The sequence below is a fragment of the Mycoplasmopsis opalescens ATCC 27921 genome (assembly GCF_000712185.1).
GTDB classification, from domain to species: domain Bacteria; phylum Bacillota_I; class Bacilli_A; order Mycoplasmatales; family Metamycoplasmataceae; genus Mycoplasmopsis; species Mycoplasmopsis opalescens.
The window spans coordinates 1-1,071 of the sequence record NZ_JOOB01000005.1 but is presented as its reverse complement, the minus strand read 5'-3'; the positions used below and the strand labels follow the sequence as shown (position 1 = coordinate 1,071).

Annotated in this window: 1 protein-coding gene; it reads right to left on the bottom strand. The window is 28.6% G+C overall.

The window, feature by feature from the left end:
• Window positions 1-210: 210 nt before the first annotated feature.
• Window positions 211-585: a hypothetical protein gene (locus T385_RS0100055; protein ID WP_156953927.1), complete on the bottom strand. Its 375-nt coding sequence runs from the start codon at window positions 583-585 to the stop codon at window positions 211-213.
• Window positions 586-1,071: the final 486 nt, after the last annotated feature.

The following is a 1,071-nucleotide window of genomic DNA, read 5'->3' as shown; positions in this document are numbered from 1 at the left end:
AAATGGATGCCTCCTGTAAAATACAGGAAAACATCCATTTGTGTTGTTGCCTAGTTAATAAATATGTGTCCAGGATTCTGGGTACATATCATTTAATTCCTTGTTTTTACTTTATTTTTATAATAACTATTGTTTAGCTTCTGAAGTAGCACCACTTCCAGGACTTTTTTCTTCATCTACTTCACATTTAGCTTCTGGAGTACTTTCTGATTATTTTTTAGCTTCAGGAGTACTTTGTTGATGTTCTTCTGGAGTCTTTTTCTCAGAGTTCATTTGTTTTTTCATTAAAGTTTTAAGAGATTCTACTACATCTTTTAAATCTTGTTCTTTAATGTTATTAATCTCTGTTAAACCTTTTTTAAGTGATTCTGGTTTAAACATATCTAAAAGTTCTTCATCTGTTAGATTACTTAACAACTCATCTTCTGTAGGGTCAGGCATAACTTCTGGAAGAGATGGCGATACAAGAGTATCTTTAGTGTCCTCATCTTCTGTTCTGCCTTCTGGAAGGGTTTTTCCTAAATGTTTAATCTCTGGAGCTTTTGGTTCTTGTGGTTCTTGTGGTTCTTGTGGTTTTTGTTGCATACAAGAAACAGCTGCTATAGGTAAAATAGTTGCAGAGCTTAAAGTTCCTAGAAATATATAACCTTTTTTAAATTTTTTCATAAGTTTTATTCTCCATATTGTTTTTTTAATTTTTATATACTAATTTTATACACTATTTTTCATTTATTTGTAATTTTTTAACAAAAGAAATTAAATATAGACCAATATTGTAATTATATTTGTCTTTAGAATACTCATCTACTTGGTCTCTTTGTTTTCCTAAAGATGATTGAGAAATAACTCCAAATAATAGTCCATTTAAGACAACTTGGTTATTTTGATAACTTAATAAAGCAGTTCCTGAATGACCTTTAATGAAGTTTCCAAAACTATAAAGTTTATCAGGTTTATCCTTTTGATAAACAATCGTGTTCGTTTTTCATATAAAAATCTTTCTTTTTTAAATTTACCAAAACTACTGAAAAATGAGTATTAAACAAACATTTTATTGAGTAATTCTTGCTT